Annotated in this window: 8 protein-coding genes; 6 read left to right on the top strand and 2 right to left on the bottom strand. The window is 68.9% G+C overall.

The window, feature by feature from the left end:
- Positions 1–3 precede the first annotated feature (3 nt).
- Positions 4–909, bottom strand: a complete 906-nt coding sequence (locus VV867_RS07475) for a LysR substrate-binding domain-containing protein (RefSeq protein ID WP_328566013.1) — start codon at positions 907–909, stop codon at positions 4–6.
- Between the two features lie 114 nt (positions 910–1,023).
- Between VV867_RS07475 and VV867_RS07470 the strand changes: the two genes are divergently transcribed.
- A complete protein-coding gene (locus VV867_RS07470; RefSeq protein ID WP_109936665.1) occupies positions 1,024–1,632 on the top strand; it encodes an FMN-dependent NADH-azoreductase in 609 nt (202 codons plus the stop codon).
- A 51-nt stretch (positions 1,633–1,683) separates the two neighbouring features.
- Here the strand turns inward: VV867_RS07470 and VV867_RS07465 are convergent, their stop codons facing one another.
- Entirely contained in the window at positions 1,684–2,151 is a 468-nt protein-coding gene (locus tag VV867_RS07465; RefSeq protein ID WP_328566012.1) for a thermonuclease family protein, read from the bottom strand.
- Between the two features lie 1,135 nt (positions 2,152–3,286).
- Between VV867_RS07465 and tpx the strand changes: the two genes are divergently transcribed.
- The 5 genes from tpx to VV867_RS07440 all read left to right on the top strand — a co-directional run bounded on the left by tpx (position 3,287) and on the right by VV867_RS07440 (position 13,134).
- Positions 3,287–3,787, top strand: coding sequence for a thiol peroxidase (gene tpx / locus VV867_RS07460; RefSeq protein ID WP_275630137.1), 501 nt, complete (start codon positions 3,287–3,289; stop codon positions 3,785–3,787).
- A 320-nt stretch (positions 3,788–4,107) separates the two neighbouring features.
- A complete protein-coding gene (locus VV867_RS07455; RefSeq protein ID WP_328566011.1) occupies positions 4,108–5,418 on the top strand; it encodes an MdtA/MuxA family multidrug efflux RND transporter periplasmic adaptor subunit in 1,311 nt (436 codons plus the stop codon).
- On the top strand, positions 5,415–8,540 hold the full coding sequence (locus tag VV867_RS07450; protein WP_328566010.1) for an MdtB/MuxB family multidrug efflux RND transporter permease subunit: 3,126 nt from the start codon (positions 5,415–5,417) through the stop codon (positions 8,538–8,540). The genes VV867_RS07455 and VV867_RS07450 overlap by 4 nt, the downstream gene beginning before the upstream one ends.
- Complete coding sequence (locus VV867_RS07445; protein WP_328566009.1) at positions 8,540–11,650, top strand: multidrug efflux RND transporter permease subunit; 3,111 nt, start codon at positions 8,540–8,542, stop codon at positions 11,648–11,650. The genes VV867_RS07450 and VV867_RS07445 overlap by 1 nt, the downstream gene beginning before the upstream one ends.
- Positions 11,647–13,134, top strand: coding sequence for an efflux transporter outer membrane subunit (locus VV867_RS07440; RefSeq protein WP_109933444.1), 1,488 nt, complete (start codon positions 11,647–11,649; stop codon positions 13,132–13,134). Before VV867_RS07445 ends, VV867_RS07440 begins: the two co-directional genes overlap by 4 nt.
- The last annotated feature ends 250 nt before the right edge of the window (positions 13,135–13,384 follow it).

The following is a 13,384-nucleotide window of genomic DNA, read 5'->3' as shown; positions in this document are numbered from 1 at the left end:
GATTTACAGCGGCTCGTCGCTATGGCCGAACCCCTCGGCCAGGTAATCGATCAGCGCCCGCACCGCCGGCAGCAGCCCGCGCCGGTGCGGGTACACCGCCTGGAGGAAGGCCGCCGGTTCCCGCCAGTCGGGCAGCACCCGCGCCAGTTGGCCGCTGGCCAGTTCTTCCTGGCAGTAGTAGAGGGGCAGGGTGGTGATGCCCAGGCCGGCCAGCGCCACGTTCTTGCGCAGGTTGAAGTCCTCCGCGGCCAGGCGCGCCTCCAGGGCCAGCTCGCGGACTTCGCCGCCGGGCCCATGCAACTGCAGATGCACCTTGCGATCGTTGCCGATGGCGCCCAGCACCGGCAGCCCGGCCAGGTCGTCCGGGCCCTGCAGCTGGCGGCCGCGCAGCAGCTCCGGTGCGGCCACCAGCACCGCCGCGGCCGGGCGCAGGCGGCGGGTGACCAGCGACGGGTCCTCGTCGCCGGGCGCGCGCACGCGCAGCGCCACGTCCACGCCCTCGTTGACCAGGTCGACGCGCCTGTTGGTCAGCAGCAGCTCCAGGTTGACCTGCGGGAAACCGGCGAGAAAGCCCGGCAGCATGGCGTTCAGGGAGGTCTCGGCCAGCGCCACCGGGCAGGACAGGCGCACCCGCCCGCGGGGTTCGGCGCTGAGCTGGGCGACCACCTCGTCGGCCATCTCCGCCTCCACCAGCATCGCCTGGCAGTGCCGGTAGTAGCGCTCGCCGATGTCGGTGAGCGCCAGCTTGCGGGTGGTGCGCTGCAGCAGACGCGCGTTCAGGCGCGCCTCAAGTTCGGCGACGCGCCGCGACAGGCGCGACTTGGGCAGCCCCAACTCGCGGCCCGCGGCGGCGAAGCCACCGGCTTCCACCACCTTGGCGAAATAGAAGAGATCGTTGAGGTCCTGCATGGGATTGTCCTGCTGGTGGGACGATTCATCGCATTTTTGCCGACTTATCGCTCATTGGCTACATGCGTAGTATGCGTCCCATCGCTTCCTACCCCCATTCACAGGAGCCACCCCATGAAACTTCTGCACATCGATTCCAGCATCCTCGGCGACGCCTCCGCCTCCCGCCAGCTCAGCCAGGAAGTGGTCCAGGCCTGGGCCGCCGCCGAGCCGGGCGTACAGGTGACCTACCGTGACCTGGCCGCCGACGCCATCAGCCACCTGTCCGCCGCCAGCCTGGTCGCCGCCGGCACCCCGGCGGAACTGCGCGACGCCGCGCAGAAGCACGAAGCCGCCCTGGGCGAGAACAGCATCGAGGAGTTCCTCGCCGCCGACGCCATCGTCATCGGCGCGCCCATGTACAACTTCACCGTGCCCAGCCAGCTGAAGGCCTGGATCGACCGCATCGCCGTGGCCGGCAAGACCTTCCGCTACACCGAGAACGGTCCGCAGGGCCTGGCCGGCGGCAAGAAGGTGATCATCGTCTCCACCGCCGGCGGCCTGCACGCCGGCCAGCCGAGCGGCGCCGCCCACGAGGACTACCTGAAGCTGGTGCTGGGCTTCCTCGGCATCACCGACATCGAAGTGGTCCGCGCCGAGGGCCTGGCCTACGGCGAGGAACCGCGCGCCAACGCCCTCAAGGGCGCCCGCGCGGAGATCGCCGCGGCCTTCGCCAGCGCCTGATCCACCGAGCGTCGAACGACGAAGCTCCGGCAATGCCGGGGCTTCGTGCTTTCAGGGCGCCGGTCGCCACAGGCCGACCTTGCGCGCCCGCGCTTCCTGCTCCTCGAAGTTGTACTGGGCGCGTTCCTCCTCGCCCTGGGCATCCGCCACCCGCCAGCGCGCCATGCCCACGGAAAGCTGGGCCCGGCCGACGTCCAGGGTATGCCCGCAGCCCGGGCAATCAGCCGGCTCCACCCACACCGCCGCGCTGAGCGCCCCGGCGGCCTCCTCGCGCGGCAGCACCAGGGTGGCGCCGCGGCCCAAGGCCAGGCGCCGCAGATTGTCCTGCGAGGCCTGGGCATAGGGCTCGCCGGCCCTGGGCGCCTCGACGCCACGCAGGCGCACCTCGACGCTGCGCTCGGCAAAGCGGCAGGTCAGGCGATCGCCGCTGGCGACGGCGGTCACCTGGCAGGGGCCGTCGGCCAGCGCGACGGAGGGGAGGGCGAGGATGAAGAGCAGGGCGGGGCGGGGTAATCGCATGGGGGCTCCTGGGTTGGTCGTTGCAGGATAACGTCGCAGGGGAGGAAATGTCCGGCGCGGCGGGCGAACCTGATCGCGGACGAAGTCCGCTCCTACGGGATATATGCCGTGCCCATCGGCAACCTGTAGGAGCAGGCCCTGCCTGCGATTTCGCGCGCAGGGCGCGCTCCTACAGGGGAATGGCATGGGTGGGGCGGCGTAGGAGCGGATCTCATCCGCGAATCGCGCCGGTGGTTCCGGCTATCGCGGACAAGGTCCTCCTACGTTGCAGGCGAGCATGGCTCGCTCCTACGAAGAGCACTTCGGTAGAGCCTGTAAGACAGTTGCTCCTACGCACGCGCTTGACCGTAGGGCGAATAACCGTTCGCGGTTATCCGCCGTCGGCCTGGGCGCCAGTGCCCGACGCCAATGGCGGATAACGCCGTAGGCGTTATGCGCCCTACGGGGAGCCCGGGAGCTTCGTGATTCCGCTTCACGCCGAACGGTTCCCTCTCCCGCTTGCGGGGGAGGGTTAGGGAGGGGGTGCGGCGTCAGGGTTGGCAGAGGTGCGTGGGCGAAGTCCGTTGCCCTCACCCCAGCCCTCTCCCGGAGGTAGAGGGGGCCGTTCGGCGTGGGCGGAAAGCTCGGGGTCATCCAGTGAGCGCGTAGGGCGTATAACCGTTCGCGGTTATACGCCGTTGGCCGATACACCGATGCCATCATGACTGGGCGAGCTTGCTCGCGAACGGGGTTTACCAGTGGCTGCTGTGTCGGGTTCAAGAGCGCCCTCTCCCCAGCCCTCTCCCGCAAGCGGGAGAGGGGGCAGTCCGTGCCGAGAAGAGGCTTGGCTTTAGCCGGCAATCTCTGTGCTAGCCGGCTGACTCCAGAACATCAACGTCTGCCCAACGGTCCCCTCTCCCTTCAGGGCGGGGCGCGCAGCCGAGGGTTAGGGAGAGGGAGCAGAGTTGAACCAGTACGCAGATGTCACCGGCCAGCTCGAGAGGTTCGCGAGCAAGCTCGCTCCTACAACCTCGCGTAAGTCATTCCCGACGGATTCGCTCGGACAAGTTCGTGCTAGGATTGCCTCCGGCCCCGAATTCCCCGGCCCCGCCGGCCTCTCCGGCGGGGCCATCCCCTCGATAGAAGGAATACCGCAATGGCTCAAGTCACCCTCAAGGGCAACCCGGTCAACGTCGATGGCAAGCTGCCGCAGAAGGGCGAGAAGGCCCCGGCCTTCAAGCTGGTCGGCGGCGACCTGGCCGACGTGACCCTGGAGAACTTCGCCGGCAAGCGCAAGGTGCTGAACATCTTCCCCAGCGTCGACACCCCGACCTGCGCCACCTCCGTGCGCAAGTTCAACGTCGAGGCCAGCAAGCTGGCCAACACCGTGGTGCTGTGCGTCTCCGCCGACCTGCCGTTCGCCCAGAAGCGCTTCTGCGGCACCGAAGGCCTGGACAACGTGATCAACCTGTCGACCCTGCGTGGCGCCGACTTCCTGGCCAACTACGGCGTGGCCATCGCCAGCGGCCCGCTGGCCGGCCTGGCCGCCCGTGCCGTGGTGGTGCTGGACGAGAACGACCAGGTGCTGCACAGCCAACTGGTCGGCGAGATCGCCGACGAGCCCGACTACGCCGCCGCCGTCGCCGCGCTGAGCTGATCGCCCGCCGCAGCCCCCGGCTGCGCAGGTGCCTGGATGCCGCCCCACCGATGGTGGGGCGGCATCTTCGTTTCCGCCCCACTGTGCCGGGGGCAACAGCCGTGCTTCTGCTGCTGGCCGAACACTTGCCGCACAACCCCGTCCAGGCGCCGTAAGCCTCGGTAAAACAAAGGTAAATAGCGGGTAAAGAGGCTTTGCCCGCAGCCCCGCTGTGCTTATCGTTCCACCCTGAGGATTTCCCGGTGCGCGCCGCGTCATGGATGCGGCGCTTTGCCCTGCGCCTCGCTATCATCCAAACCTTTGGCCGCCTGATGACCGCTATGACTCCAAGCAATGGAACGCCCTCGAAACTCCGCAAGCTGCGCCCCTGGCTGATCACCGCCGCCGTCTTCGCCGCCGTGGTGGGGCTGAGCATGTGGCTGCACAAGACCAGCTCGGCGCCGGAGCCCCAGGCCGGGGGCGGGCGCGGTGGGCGCGGGGCGGCCATGGCCGGGCGCGGGCCCGGCGGCCCGGGTGGCGGCACGGCCATCACCGTCAGCGTGGCGCCGGTGACCAAGGGCGACCTGCCGGTGCATTACCATGCGCTGGGCACCGTCACCGCCTACAACACGGTGAACGTGCGGGCGCGGGTCAGCGGCCAGCTGGTCAAGGTGCCGTTCCAGGAAGGCCAGCAGGTGAAGGCCGGCGACGTCCTCGCGGTGATCGACCCACGGCCCTTCCAGGCGGCCCTGGACCAGGCGGTGGGTACCCTGCAGCAGAACCAGGCGCAGCTTAAGAACGCCCAGATCGACCTGGCGCGCTACAAGGGCCTGTACGCCGAGGACTCCATCGCCAAGCAGACCCTCGACACCCAGGAAGCCCTGGTGCGCCAGTACGAGGGCACCCTGCGCACCAACCAGGGCCAGGTCGACGACGCCAAGCTCAACCTCGAGTTCACCCAGGTGCGCGCGCCCATCTCCGGCCGCGTCGGCCTGCGCCAGGTGGACGTCGGCAACCTGGTCACCAGCGGCGACACCACGCCGCTGGTGGTCATCACCCAGGTCAGGCCGATCTCCGTGGTGTTCAGCCTGCCGCAGCAGCAGCTGGGCACCGTCGCCCGCCAGCTGTCCGGCAGCCAGCCGGTGCCGGTGGAGGCGCTGGACCGCAACCAGAACCAGACCCTCGCCAGTGGCGTGCTCAAGACCCTCGACAACCAGATCGACACCACCACCGGCACGGTCAAGCTCAAGGCCGCCTTCGAGAACGCCGACCAGAGGCTGTTCCCCAACCAGTTCGTCAACGTGCGCCTGCTCGCCGAGACCCTCCACGGCGTGCTGAGCATCCCGGCCAACGCGGTGCAGCGCGGCAACGACGGCACCTACGTGTACATCGCCGATGCCGACGGCAAGGCCAAGCGCCAGCTGGTCACCCTGGGCACCAGCGAGAACGAGCAGGTGGTGGTCACCGAGGGCCTGAAGGAAGGCCAGCGCGTGGTGGTCGAAGGCACCGACCGCCTGCGCGACGGCACCCGCCTGCACATAGTCGCCAGCGACGAGCAGGCCCGCGCCGCCGCCACCGAGGAGGGCGAGGCGGCCTCGCCGAAGCCGTTCGGCTCGGGCTCCCCGGCCCAGGACGACGGTAAGAGCGAATGAACCCGTCGCGCCTGTTCATCCTGAGGCCGGTCGCCACCACGCTGCTGATGGTGGCGATCCTGCTGTCGGGCATCATCGCCTACCGCTTCCTGCCGATCTCGGCGCTGCCGGAGGTGGATTACCCGACCATCCAGGTGGTCACCCTGTACCCCGGCGCCAGCCCGGACATCATGACCTCCTCGGTCACCGCGCCGCTGGAGAACCAGCTGGGGCAGATCCCGGGGCTCAACGAGATGTCCTCCACCAGCTCCGGCGGCGCCTCGGTGATCACCCTGCAGTTCAGCCTGCAGGTCGACCTGGACGTGGCCGAGCAGGAAGTGCAGGCGGCGATCAACACGGCGCAGAGCCTGCTGCCCAAGGACCTGCCCAACCAGCCGGTGTACAGCAAGGTGAACCCGGCTGACGCGCCCATCCTGACCCTGGCGGTGATGTCCCCGGACATGCCGCTGCCGAAGATCCAGGACCTGGTGGACACCCGCCTGGCGCAGAAGATCTCGCAGATTTCCGGCGTCGGCCTGGTCAGCATCAGCGGCGGCCAGCGCCCGGCCGTGCGCATCCGCGCCAACCCCGCGGCCCTGGCGGCCGCCGGGCTGAGCCTGGAAGACCTGCAGAGCACCGTCAGCAACAACAACCTGAACGGGCCCAAGGGCAGCTTCGACGGCCCGACGCGTTCCTCGACCCTGGACGCCAACGACCAGCTCAAGTCCGCCGACGCCTACCGCGACCTGATCGTCGCCTACAAGAACGGCTCGCCGCTGCGGGTGCGCGATGTCGCCAGCGTCGAGGACGACGCCGAGAACGTGCGCCTGGCCGCCTGGGCCAACCACACCCCGGCGGTGGTGCTGAACATCCAGCGCCAGCCGGGTGCCAACGTCATCGAGGTGGTGGACAGCATCAAGAAGATGCTGCCGCAGCTGCAGGCGACCCTGCCCGGCAGCCTGGAAGTCACGGTGCTGACCGACCGCACCACCACCATCCGCGCCTCGGTGGCCGACGTGCAGTTCGAGCTGTTCCTCGCCGTGTGCCTGGTGGTGATGGTCACCTTCCTGTTCCTGCGCAACCTCTCGGCCACCCTGATCCCCAGCTTCGCCGTGCCGCTGTCGCTGATCGGCACCTTCGGCGTCATGTACCTGGCCGGCTTCTCCATCAACAACCTGACGCTGATGGCGCTGACCATCGCCACCGGCTTCGTGGTGGACGACGCCATCGTCATGGTGGAGAACATCGCCCGCTACCTGGAGCAGGGCGACCCGCCACTGGAAGCGGCGCTCAAGGGCTCGAAGCAGATCGGCTTCACCATCATCTCGCTGACCTTCTCGCTGATCGCCGTGCTCATCCCGCTGCTGTTCATGGGCGACGTGGCCGGGCGGCTGTTCCGCGAGTTCGCCGTGACCCTGGCGGTGGCCATCCTGATTTCCGGCTTCGTCTCCCTGACCCTCACGCCCATGCTCGCCGCCAAGCTGCTCAAGCACGTCGAGCCGGAGCAGGAGGGCCGCTTCGCCCGCGCCGCCGGGCGCTTCATCGAGAACATGATCGAGCGCTACGCCGCCGCCCTGCGCGTGGTGCTGCGCCACCAGGGGCTGACCCTGTTGGTGGCCATCGGCACCCTGCTGCTGACCGCCGCGCTCTACGTCTTCATGCCCAAGGGCTTCTTCCCGGTGCAGGACACCGGGGTGATCCAGGGCATCGCCGAGGCGCCGCAGTCGATCTCCTTCCAGGCCATGGCGAGCCGCCAGCAGGAACTGGCCAAGGTGGTCCTGGCCGACCCGGACGTGGAAAGCCTGTCGTCCTTCATCGGCGTCGACGGCAGCAACGCCACCCTCAACACCGGGCGCATGCTGATCAACCTCAAGCCCCACAGCGAGCGCGACCTCACCGCCAGCGAGGTGATCCGCCGCCTGCAGCCGGAGCTGGACAAGGTCGCCGGCATCAAGCTGTACCTGCAGCCGGTGCAGGACCTCACCATCGAGGACCGCATCGCCCGCACCCAGTACCAGTTCACCTTGCAGGACGCCGACCCGGACGTGCTCGCCGAGTGGGTGCCGAAGCTGGTCGACCGGTTGCAGCAGCTGCCGCAGCTGGCCGACGTGGCCAGCGACTGGCAGGACAAGGGCCTGCAGGCCTACATCGACATCGACCGCGACACCGCCTCGCGCCTGGGCGTGAGCCTGTCGAGCATCGACAGCGTGCTCTACAGCGCCTTCGGCCAGCGGCTGATCTCCACCATCTTCACCCAGGCCACCCAGTACCGCGTGGTGCTGGAGGTTGCGCCGGACTTCCAGCTCGGCCCGCAGTCCCTGGAAAACCTCTACGTGCCGGCCAGCGACGGCACCCAGGTGCGCCTGTCGAGCCTGGCGAAGGTGGAGGAGCGCCACACCCTGCTGGCGGTCAACCACATCGCCCAGTTCCCGGCGGCGACCATCTCCTTCAACCTGGCCAAGGGCGTAGCCCTGGGCGAGGCGGTGCAGGCCATCCGCGACGTCGAGGCGCAGATGCAGATGCCGGCCAGCCTGGAGGGCAGCTTCCGCGGCGCCGCCGAGGCCTTCGAGGCGTCGCTGTCCAACACCCTGCTGCTGGTGCTGGCCTCCATCGTCACCATGTACATCGTGCTGGGCATCCTCTACGAGAGCTTCATCCACCCGGTGACCATCCTCTCCACGCTGCCCTCGGCCGGCGTGGGCGCGCTGCTGGCGCTGATGCTGGCCGGGCAGGACATCGGCATCGTGGCGATCATCGGCATCATCCTGCTGATCGGCATCGTCAAGAAGAACGCGATCATGATGATCGACTTCGCCCTGGACGCCGAACGCAACGAGGGCAAGCCGCCCCATGAGGCCATCTACCAGGCCTGCCTGCTACGCTTCCGGCCGATCCTGATGACCACCATGGCCGCGCTGCTGGGCGCGCTGCCGCTGATGCTCGCCGGCGGCGCCGGCGCCGAGCTGCGCCAGCCGCTGGGCATCACCATGGTCGGCGGCCTGCTGCTGAGCCAGCTGCTGACGCTGTTCACCACCCCGGTCATCTACCTCTACTTCGACCGCCTGGCGCTGCGCTGGGCCAACTGGCGCAAGCGCCACGGGCTGGACGTGAACAGCCCCGACGAAGGCCTGGAGCAGGGCTGATGAACATCTCCCGCCCGTTCATCCTGCGGCCGGTGGCGACCCTGCTGCTGACCCTGGCAATGGTGCTGGCCGGGGCGCTGTCCTTCGGCCTGCTGCCGGTGGCGCCGCTGCCCAACGTCGACTTCCCGACCATCGTGGTGCAGGCGGCGCTGCCCGGCGCCAGCCCGGAGACCATGGCCTCCACCGTGGCCACGCCGCTGGAGCGCTCGCTGGGGCGCATCGCCGGGGTCACCGACATGACCTCCACCAGCTCCCTGGGCAACACCACCGTCATCATCCAGTTCGACCTGTCGAAAGACATCGACGGCGCCGCCCGCGAGGTGCAGTCGGCGATCAACGCGGCCATGAGCCTGCTGCCCACCGGCATGCCGAACAACCCGACGTACCGCAAGGCGAACCCGTCGGACCAGCCGATCATGATTCTCACCCTGACCTCGGACACCTACACCCGCGGGCAGATGTACGACCTGGCCTCGACCATCGTCTCGCCCAAGCTGGCCCAGGTGAAGGGCGTGGGCCAGGTGAGCATCGGCGGCTCCTCGCTGCCGGCGGTGCGGGTGGACGTCAACCCGGACCAGCTCAGCCACTACGGCATTTCCCTGGACACGGTGCGCACCGCCATCGACAACACCAACGCCACCGGGCCCAAGGGCGCCCTGGAGTTCGGCGAGCGGCACTGGCAGGTGGACGCCAACGACCAGTTGCGCAAGGCCAGCGAGTACGCGCCGCTGATCATCCACTACAACGCCGAGACCAATGCCGCGGTGCGCCTGCGCGACGTGGCCAAGGTCAGCGACTCGGTGGAGGACGTGCGCAACGCCGGCTTCTCCGACAACCTGCCGGCGGTGCTGCTGATCGTCACCCGCCAGCCCGGCGCCAACATCATCGAGGCCACCGACGCCATCCACGCGCAGCTGCCGATCATCCAGGACGTGCTCGGCCCGCAGGTCAAGCTCAGCGTCATGGACGACCGCAGCCCGTCGATCCGCTCCTCCCTGGAGGAGGCCGAGCTGACCCTGGTGATCTCGGTGCTGCTGGTGATCCTGGTGGTCTACCTGTTCCTGCGCAACGGCCGCGCCACGCTGATCCCCAGCCTGGCGGTGCCGGTGTCGCTGGTGGGCACCTTCGCCGTCATGTACCTGTGCGGCTTCTCGCTGAACAACCTGTCGCTGATGGCGCTGATCATCGCCACCGGCTTCGTGGTGGACGACGCCATAGTCGTCGTAGAGAACATCGCCCGGCGCATCGAGGAGGGCGACCACCCGGTCCGGGCGGCCATCCGCGGCGCCCGCGAGGTGAGCTTCACGGTGCTGTCGATGACCCTCTCGCTGGTGGCGGTGTTCATCCCGCTGCTGCTCATGGGTGGCATCACCGGGCGGCTGTTCCGCGAGTTCTCGGTGACCCTGGCGGCGGCCATCCTGGTCTCGCTGGTGGTCTCCCTGACCCTCACGCCGATGCTCTGCGCGCGCCTGCTGCGCCGTGCCGAGCGGCCGCAGAAGGCTTCGGTGGCGCGGCAGAGCAACCGCTACTTCGTCGCCTTCATGCTGCGCTACCGCGCAAGCCTGAGCTGGGCGCTGGAGCACTCGCGGCTGATGGTGGTGATCATGTTCGGCTGCATCGCGCTGAACCTCTACCTGTTCGCCATCGTGCCCAAGGGCTTCCTGCCGCAGCAGGACTCCGGGCGCCTGCGCGGCTTCGCGGTGGCCGACCAGAGCATTTCCTTCCAGGCCCTGGACCGCAAGATGGCGGAGTTCCGCAACATCCTCGCCCAGGACCCGGGGGTGGAGAACGTGGTCGGCTTCGTCGGCGGCGGCCGCTGGCAGTCGAGCAACACCGGCTCCTTCTTCGTCACCCTGAAACCCATCACCCAGCGCGACTCCGCCGAGGCCATAGTCGCGCGGCTGCGCAAGAAGCTGGCGGAAATCCCCGGCGCCAACCTCTACCTCACGGCCGGCCAGGACGTGCGCATCGGCGGCCGGCAGAGCAACGCGCAGTACGAGTTCACCCTGCGCAGCGACGACCTCACCCTGCTGCGCGACTGGGCGCCCAAGGTCGAGGCGGTGCTGAACAAGGTCCCGCAGCTGGTGGACGTCAACAGCGACGCCCAGGACAAGGGCGTGCAGAGCCGCCTGGTGATCGACCGCGACCGCGCCGCCAGCCTCGGCATCGACGTGGCGGCGGTGGACGCGGTGCTGAACAACGCCTACGGCCAGCGCCAGGTGTCGACCATCTTCAACCCGCTGAACCAGTACCACGTGGTGATGGAAGTGGACCAGCCGTTCCAGCAGAGCCCGGAAGAGCTGCGCCAGGTCTACGTCATCGGCGCGGACGGCCAGCAGGTGCCGCTGTCGGCCTTCACCCACGTGGAGCCCAGCCGTGCGCCGCTGTCGGTCAACCACCAGGGGCAGTTCGCCGCCACCACCTTCTCGTTCAACCTGGCCCCCGGCGCGCTCATCGGCCCGGCCCGCGACGCCGTGATGGCGGCGCTGGAGCCGCTGCACCTGCCGCTGGAGATCCAGGCCAGCTTCGAAGGCAACGCCGGCGCCGTGCAGGACACCCAGAACGACATGCCCTGGCTGATCCTGCTGGCGCTGGTGGCGGTCTACATCGTCCTGGGCATCCTCTACGAAAGCTACGTGCACCCGCTGACCATCCTTTCCACGCTGCCCTCGGCGGGGGTGGGCGCGCTGCTGACACTGATGCTGTTCCGCACCGAGCTGTCGCTGATCGCGCTGATCGGGGTGATCCTGCTGATCGGCATCGTCAAGAAGAACGCCATCATGATGATCGACTTCGCCCTGGACGCCGAGCGCACCCTCGGCCTGTCGCCGCGCGAGGCCATCCTGGAAGCCTGCATGAAGCGCTTCCGGCCGATCATGATGACCACCCTGGCGGCCATCCTCGGCGCGCTGCCGCTGATCTTCGGCATCGGCGGCGACGCCGCGCTGCGCCGCCCGCTGGGCATGACCATCGTCGGCGGCCTGATCGGCAGCCAGCTGCTCACCCTCTACACCACCCCCGTGGTCTACCTCTATCTCGACCGCCTGCGCCTCTGGGTCAACCAGAAGCGCGGCGTGCGCACCGACGGCGCCCTGGAGACTCCGCTATGAACCGCCCGAACCCATCCCGCAGCCTGCTCGCCCTGGCGCTGTGCGCGGCGCTCGCCGGCTGCGCGGTCGGCCCCGACTACAAGCGCCCCGAGCTGGGCGTGCCGGCCGCCTTCAAGGAAGGCGAGGGCTGGCGCCTGGCGCAGCCGGCCGACCCGGGCGGCCACGGCCAGTGGTGGACGCTGTACGCCGACCCGGTTCTGGACGACCTGCAGCAGCGCCTGCTCAAGGCCAACCAGACCCTGGCGCAGTCCGAGGCCTCCTACCGCCAGGCCGCGGCCTTGGTGAAGGGCTCGCGTGCCTCCTTCTTCCCGACCATCAGCGCCGACGTCGGCAAGACCCGCTCCGGCCAGGGTGGCAGCGGCAGCGGCAGCGTGCGCCTGCCCGACGGCTCCACGGTCAGCAGCGGTGGCAGCGGCGGCATCAGCAACAGCTACAGCGCAAGCCTGGGCGTGAGCTGGGAACTGGACCTGTGGGGCAAGCTGCGCCGCCAGCTGGAGGCCGACACCGCCAGCCGCGACGCCAGCGCCGCGGACCTGGCCGCCTCGCGCCTGTCGCTGCAGTCGCAGCTGGCGCAGAACTACCTGCAACTGCGGGTGATGGACCAGCAGATCAAGCTGCTCAACGACACGGTCGAAGCCTACGAGCGCGCGCTCAAGCTGACCACCAACCAGTACAACGCCGGCATCGTCACCAAGGCCGACGTGGCCCAGGCGCGCACCCAGCTCAAGAGCACCGAGGCCCAGGCCATCGACCTCAAGTACCAGCGCGCGCAGCTGGAACACGCCATCGCCGTGCTGGTGGGCCAGGCCCCGGCCAACTTCAGCCTGGCTGCCACCGGCCAGGTGCCGAAGCTGCCGTCTATCCCGGCGCTGGTGCCTTCGCAATTGCTGGAGCGGCGCCCGGATATCGCCTCCGCCGAGCGCCAGGTGATCTCGGCCAACGCCAAGATCGGCGTGGCCAAGGCCGCCTGGTACCCCGACCTGACCCTGAGCGCCGCCGGCGGCTACCGCAGCGGCAGCTTCCACGACTGGATCGAGACGCCCAACCGCTACTGGTCCATCGGCCCGCAGTTCGCCATGACGCTGTTCGACGGCGGCCTGATCTCTTCCCAGGTGGAACAGGCCGAGGCCAGCTACGACCAGACCGTGGCCAGCTACCGCCAGACCGTGCTCGACGGCATGCGCGAGGTGGAGGACTACATGGTCCAGCTCAAGGTGCTGGAAGAGGAGAGCGGGGCGCAGAACGAAGCCCTGGACGCCGCCCGCGAAGCCCTGCGCCTGACCAGCAACCAGTACAAGGCCGGCACCGTGGACTACAACAGCGTGGTCACCACCCAGACCACCGCGCTGTCCAACGAACGCAACGTGCTGAGCCTGTACGGCAACCGCCTGGTGGCCAGCGTGCAGCTGATCGCCGCCATGGGCGGCGGCTGGGACGCCGGCCAGATCGCCACCGAAGGCGAGAGGGCGGCCAAGGCCGATTGACCCCGCCCCTCTCAACGCCTACGGCGTTATCCGCCGTTTGGCCTCGGTTCCCGGCGGCTCCGGGGTTGACCTGGGCGTTGGCTGTGGCCTCGGTGTATCGGCGTATAACCGCGAACGGTTATACGCCCTACGTCAAGGTCGGGTCTGGCGTAGGGCGCATAACGCCTACGGCGTTATCCGCCGTTTGACCTTGGTTCCCGGCGGCTCCGGGGTTGATCTGGGCATTGGCCATGACCCCGGTGTATCGGCG

Origin of the sequence: Pseudomonas sp. JH-2, assembly GCF_036231725.1 — a bacterium.
Taxonomy (GTDB): domain Bacteria; phylum Pseudomonadota; class Gammaproteobacteria; order Pseudomonadales; family Pseudomonadaceae; genus Pseudomonas; species Pseudomonas delhiensis.
The sequence above is the reverse complement of the archived record's forward strand: the minus strand, read 5'-3'. Positions and strand labels throughout refer to the sequence as shown.

What these genes read in the sequence shown, in the direction of transcription:
- VV867_RS07475 (WP_328566013.1), bottom strand. Translation starts at nt 909, where the DNA reads ATGCAGGACCTCAACGATCTCTTCTATTTCGCCAAGGTGGTGGAAGCC.
- VV867_RS07470 (WP_109936665.1), top strand. Translation starts at nt 1,024, where the DNA reads ATGAAACTTCTGCACATCGATTCCAGCATCCTCGGCGACGCCTCCGCC.
- VV867_RS07465 (WP_328566012.1), bottom strand. Translation starts at nt 2,151, where the DNA reads ATGCGATTACCCCGCCCCGCCCTGCTCTTCATCCTCGCCCTCCCCTCC.
- tpx (WP_275630137.1), top strand. Translation starts at nt 3,287, where the DNA reads ATGGCTCAAGTCACCCTCAAGGGCAACCCGGTCAACGTCGATGGCAAG.
- VV867_RS07455 (WP_328566011.1), top strand. Translation starts at nt 4,108, where the DNA reads ATGACTCCAAGCAATGGAACGCCCTCGAAACTCCGCAAGCTGCGCCCC.
- VV867_RS07450 (WP_328566010.1), top strand. Translation starts at nt 5,415, where the DNA reads ATGAACCCGTCGCGCCTGTTCATCCTGAGGCCGGTCGCCACCACGCTG.
- VV867_RS07445 (WP_328566009.1), top strand. Translation starts at nt 8,540, where the DNA reads ATGAACATCTCCCGCCCGTTCATCCTGCGGCCGGTGGCGACCCTGCTG.
- VV867_RS07440 (WP_109933444.1), top strand. Translation starts at nt 11,647, where the DNA reads ATGAACCGCCCGAACCCATCCCGCAGCCTGCTCGCCCTGGCGCTGTGC.